Here is a 5,062-nt window from a genome sequence, read left to right as displayed (position 1 = left end):
TCTTCGTTGTAGCAGGGGATTTGAATAATTAGTTTCGTCATCGATGGTGACGCTTAACGCTCAACAATGGGAAAAACTCTGGTGCCTTTGATTATCCCAGACGCAGGGACAAGAGTTTTGGTTTCTTGATTATGGTAGGTTATTGGGGGATTATAGCAGTTTTTAATTGGGAGTCAAGGGAGTCGGGAGTCGGGAGTCGGGAGTCGGGGCACCAACAGTAGTTGTGTTTATGACAGATTCGTGATCCGAAACCAAATTTTATTAGCTTAATATAGCGCTATAGTTAACTTTTAATTATGCGATTGGCCTAGGGCCACGCTACGCGAACGCAAAACTGCTGATGATAGTTTTACCGCTATCAAATTTTAGGCTATCGATTGGTTTAATGGAAATTACGCGATTGGCCTAGGGCCACGCTACGCGAACGCATTGCTAATCATGACTTGAGCAAAGCACGAATTTTGCGAAGCACGAATTTATGCTAGCGCAAAACTGCTGATCTGAGGGGAGTATGACAACCGGATTTAGTTTAATTATTAAATTCGCCACGGGTCGCACCTAAAAGATACATGCTGTTTTGGACGCGACCTTAGACGTAGTTATAAGGGCTTGAGCTTCCAGAAAATCATTCGTAGGGTCAATTTGGAAGTTTATCTTCCCTGAGATCATTGGCATCAAAGCCTTATAGAGTAAGTTTTTCAGGGCTCATGTCACCCCCTCAGATAATTTCTCCTATCCACTCTAAGAAACCCACAAGAGAATCCATAACTTCAGGAGTGACTTCACCAGCATCTTCTAGTAATTCAATTGTCTCACCTAGGAGTTCAGATCCTATTTCAGTAAAATTTTCAATAAAATGATTTTCCTTAGCCAAGAAATCGGCAATACCATTCTCTAAAGTTAGATTATCTTGTTCAACACTAAACATATCATTATTTTCCCAAACAATATCCAAGAATGTTTTATTTGTATAACGCCTAGCAATAGACAAACCAATTTTTTGAAATTTTTTGTGTAACTTATTATCAAGATTACTTACACCTTTTTTAAACTCATCATTATTACTTACATCCACAACTGTCTTAGCAATATCATCATCTTCCAGGAGTGTAGCCCAAACTTTTGCTTGAAGTTTATGATTACCCTTCAATTTGTTCATTAGATTCTTCAATTCTGAAGAATTTTGCATTAGATCTCGTATTACAATAGTTCCTGCAATACCTAAACCTGCGGCCTCAGTCAAAGTTTGATCTTTGTTCAACATGTTTTTGTTTGTATGGTTCTTCAGTACCTGGTATGCTAAATTTCCAGTTAAGAAACTTATAAAGCTTACTGTATAAGGATTTTTAGGCTATTCAACTAACAAAATTTTCTGAATACGGCCTCTGAACCCAGATCCGCTGTTCCCAGATCCGCTGTTCCCTCTTACATACTGTTTATTTAGCATAACAAGTACGGAAGAGCCGTTTGTATAAGCATTTAGAGACCGCTGCCACGTGAATACATCCATAATTCAACCTACCAATTTATAGTCCTTAGAGCTGATTCGTCAACTCGCTGTGGTAGTGCCTCAAGGAAGTGTGGGAGTGGTAAGATAACTTTGATATACAAATGCTCCCAATACTATGGAATGTCCTATGTGTGGTCATCACAAGACCCATCAACAGGTCACAAAAAGCATTGGAAATCAACGGTATTACTGTCCAGTTTGCCGACAGACAAATACCTCTACCTTTGATACTCTTTACTATTGCCGACAGATTGAACCGGAAAAAATCCGCACAGTTCTACAAGCTCACGCAGCAAGGTTGTAGTTTAAGAGGAGTTAGTCGAACTGCTAATCTCACCTATAATACAGTAGTCAGTTTGGTTAGGGCAGCTTCTCAAAAAGGACAAATGATTCATAATGCCAGTGTGCAGAATATTGAAACTCCACAAATCAGCGGCGATGAGTTTTGGTCATTCGTCCAAAAAAACAATTTCGCTGTCAGCAGAATGAATTGACAGAAGGAGATTGCTGGATTGGTATAACTTCACCCATCATCAAGCGGGTTAATTCTGGCAGCGAGAGTAGGTAAACATACTGACAAATTCATCGAAGAATTGATTGTCAATACAGGGCTTGAAAACAGACTGTGTTCAATGGCATACGGATAATTGGGGTGGATACGAACGAGTTCTCTCTCTTGAAGTGAAGTACATCATTGGCAAAGATCAAACACAAGAATTAGAGCGAACCCTAGGGATTGTTAGACGACAAACTGGACCTTGGCATCGCCGCCAGCAATTTATTTGCCAAAGCTTGGGGGCAGACTGAAACAACAGTAAGATTGGTGGTCAGCTATTTCAATTGGATTTGGGTTCATACTCGCTTTGGCAATACGGCAGCCAGATTGAGCCGGGTTAGCGTACGCGAAGCGTGGCCATAGGCCAATCGCCCCAAGGAGATTGGAATGACTTGCGCGACATACCCACACTTTGCTGATGCACTACCTATTTTACCAATTATTCGGTATTTATTTTAGCGCTATACTTTATCACAACTAAGCGATTGGCCTACGGCCACGCTACGCGTACGCAACACAATGATCCTATGTAGACTTTGGTTGAGAGCCAGACACCACAGGGGCGCTAGACTGCAACTCCAACTTTGGATGGTCTCCTGCGACTTGCTGTAAATTCCACTGATTCTTAAACAATAGCACTGGACGTCCCCAATTATCTTTGACTGTCACGGTATTAAACAAACGCCCAGCTTTTTCCAAGGCTTCCCAGCCACCGGCTACCCAACGAGCCACACTATAGGGCAACATATCCAACCTAGTCTCTACGCCATACTCATTTCTGAGGCGAAACTGGACTACTTCAAATTGCAACTGTCCCACTGCTGCCAGAATTGGGTCCCGCTTCGACTCATCAACGGAGTACATAATTTGCACAGCCCCTTCTTCCCGCAACTCCTTCACCCCTTTCTGGAACTGCTTAAACTTAGAGGGGTTAGGATTCTTCAAATAAGCAAACAACTCTGGGGAAAAGCAAGGAATCCCTTCATACTCCAACTTCTTACCGTTGTAAATCGTATCTCCAATGGCAAACACCCCTGGATTATTCAAACCAATAACATCCCCGGCATAGGCAACATCAATAGATTCTCGGTCTTGAGCAAACAGCTTTTGGGGTCTTGACAAACGGACAGTTTTACCAGTACGAGCATGGCTGACAGTCATATCCTTTTCAAACTTACCCGTACACACCCGCACAAAGGCCACCCTATCCCTGTGCTTGGGATCCATATTGGCTTGCAGCTTGAACACAAAACCACTAAAGTCTGGATAAGTTGGAGGAATCTCACCTACTGTGGATTTGCGAGATTCTGGTTTCAGGGCATAGTCCAAAAAAGCATCTAGAAACAGCTGCACCCCAAAATTAGTCATGGCACTGCCAAAAAACACAGGGGTCATTTGACCAGCATGAATCAGCTCTAAATCCAGGTCTGGACCAACACCATCGAGAATTTCTAACTCTTCCTTTAGTTGATAATATAAGTCTTGTTCTAGCAGCTGTTCAATCTGGGGGTCTCCCAAATTAACTACCGTATTCTTCGCCTCCCGGGACCCGTGAGCGGTGCGTTCAAACAAGTGAATTTGTTGTCTGCGGCGGTCAAACACTCCTTTAAAGCGATCGCCCATGCCAATCGGCCAGTTGACGCCATAGGTTTGTAACCCCAGCTCCTGTTCAATCTCATCGAGGAGTTCTAGGGGTTCTCGTGCGGGACGGTCAAGCTTGTTGACAAAGGTAAATATAGGAAGCGATCGCATTTTACACACTTCAAACAATTTGCGGGTTTGGGGCTCTAGACCCTTTGCTGCATCAATCAGCATCACCGCATTATCAGCTGCTGCCAGAGTGCGATAGGTATCTTCACTGAAATCTTGGTGTCCGGGTGTGTCGAGTAAATTAATCTGACAGTCGAGATAGGCAAACTGCAACACCGTGGAGGTAATCGAAATTCCCCGTTGTTGCTCCATTTCCATCCAGTCCGAGGTTGCCTTGCGCTGAGCTCGCCGTGCCTTCACTGCTCCGGCTTCGTGAATTGCTCCACCATAGAGTAACAATTTTTCTGTCAATGTGGTTTTACCCGCGTCCGGGTGGGAAATAATCGCAAAGTTACGGCGGTGTTCAACAGCGTTGAGCAATTCTGCTTCAAGTTCAGTGGACATCCGAAAAGACTAGATAGGGGACTTTCGTTTAATTTTGGCATAACTCTCTATATATTATAGCGTTTCTGATAGTAAGCTGTTCAGCATTTAGATTGGGATACCTAAATTGCTCAAAGGGAACAGGGAACAGGGAACAGGGAACAGGGAAAAACCAATTTAAATGCGCATCAGCTTAATGACCTACACAGGATTTTTTCCCTATTCCTTACTTCCTACCTGAGAGGGATATATTGTTTACTTCATGGTCAAACCTGGGACTTAACCTCAGGATATAAACCTGAAAACAACGAATAAGCGATGCAGCGCGGTCTTGGGGAGGCAGCGCCTTCACGCGGGGGTTCCCCCCACTCGCGCTTTGCCGTGGTTTCCCCCACTCGCGCTTTGCATCAAGACAATGATGATTTTTAACGACCAATAGGTATATTTCTCTATGCCCCACACGACCCACCCGGTCACCACACACTCACGTTTTTCTTAAAGACCTAACCAGCAAGCCAATTTCCCTATTTCTGTTTTTACATTTCCTTTTCCCTACTTCTGCCATAACTCTAGTACTTACTAACTCATCAATGTCGTGATTTCATCCCTAATTTGTGACGGACTTTACGACCTATCGTATAGCGTTAGAAACGCTAAAATACTGGTAAGTCAAAATTAAATCTATTATCTAAATTCAGGAGCTAAGCTATGGTGTATGACCAAAAAAATAACATCAACTATGACCCCGACAAGCGCAAGCTTTTATCAGCATTATGTCACGGAGCAATTTTCATTAGTGTCTCATTTATCTCCGTGTTAATTCCCCTGGCTATCTTGTTAATCTCCGATGATCAAGTAGTCAA

General features: G+C 43.1%; 2 protein-coding genes and 2 pseudogenes. 2 read left to right on the top strand and 2 right to left on the bottom strand.

What is annotated here, in order from left to right:
* Nucleotides 1-718: 718 nt before the first annotated feature.
* Nucleotides 719-1,264, bottom strand: coding sequence for a hypothetical protein (locus tag F6K49_RS34915; RefSeq protein WP_293104069.1), 546 nt, complete (start codon nt 1,262-1,264; stop codon nt 719-721).
* Between the two features lie 361 nt (nt 1,265-1,625).
* On the opposite strand from F6K49_RS34915, the pseudogene F6K49_RS34910 reads away from it, so the two are divergent.
* Nucleotides 1,626-2,429, top strand: a pseudogene (locus F6K49_RS34910) (IS1 family transposase).
* Nucleotides 2,430-2,591: 162 nt separating this feature from the next.
* On the opposite strand, the gene prfC reads toward F6K49_RS34910, so the two are convergent.
* On the bottom strand, nt 2,592-4,220 hold the full coding sequence (gene prfC / locus F6K49_RS34905) for a peptide chain release factor 3 (RefSeq protein ID WP_293104066.1): 1,629 nt from the start codon (nt 4,218-4,220) through the stop codon (nt 2,592-2,594).
* A 687-nt stretch (nt 4,221-4,907) separates the two neighbouring features.
* On the opposite strand from prfC, the pseudogene F6K49_RS34900 reads away from it, so the two are divergent.
* Nucleotides 4,908-5,062 (top strand): annotated as a pseudogene (locus tag F6K49_RS34900) (DUF4870 domain-containing protein); the annotation flags it as partial.

Source organism: Moorena sp. SIO3I6 (assembly GCF_010672095.1).
Note: the sequence above shows the minus strand (reverse complement) of the source record. Positions and strands in the feature narration are given on the sequence as shown.

Excerpts from the sequence above, each read along its gene's own strand:
- prfC (WP_293104066.1), bottom strand. The coding sequence starts at position 4,220 with ATGTCCACTGAACTTGAAGCAGAATTGCTCAACGCTGTTGAACACCGC.
- F6K49_RS34915 (WP_293104069.1), bottom strand. The coding sequence starts at position 1,264 with ATGTTGAACAAAGATCAAACTTTGACTGAGGCCGCAGGTTTAGGTATT.